The sequence below is a fragment of the Pseudoalteromonas sp. S558 genome (assembly GCF_005886635.1).
GTDB classification, from domain to species: Bacteria; Pseudomonadota; Gammaproteobacteria; order Enterobacterales; family Alteromonadaceae; genus Pseudoalteromonas; species Pseudoalteromonas aliena.
On the sequence record NZ_PNDU01000680.1, the window covers coordinates 1 to 276 of the forward strand.

The 276-nt window shown below is 35.5% G+C and carries 1 protein-coding gene; it reads left to right on the forward strand.

The genetic code is table 11. The features are described 5' to 3' along the window. Positions 1-271: EscU/YscU/HrcU family type III secretion system export apparatus switch protein (locus tag CWB66_RS21920; protein WP_171037574.1), on the forward strand; the 271-nt coding region annotated here is incomplete at its 5' end. Positions 272-276 lie beyond the last annotated feature (5 nt).

Below are 276 nucleotides of genomic sequence, written 5' to 3' on the forward strand. Positions count from 1 at the left end.
ATTTGATGTTCCTTTTCAGCATCATCAAATCTCTAAAAATATTAAAATGACGCACAAAGAGGGGAAAGAAGAGCGGAAATATTCTGATGGTAGCCCTGAAATAAAAAATAAAATTAGGCAAATCCAGTTTCAACAGGCAAATCTTAAAGTTGAAGAGAGAGTACAAACTGCCGATGTTATTATAACTAACCCAACACATTATGCGGTAGCAATAAAGAACATTGAAAGTCCAGCAAACTCACCTTATGTAGACGCTAAAGGTGTGGATTAAAAGGC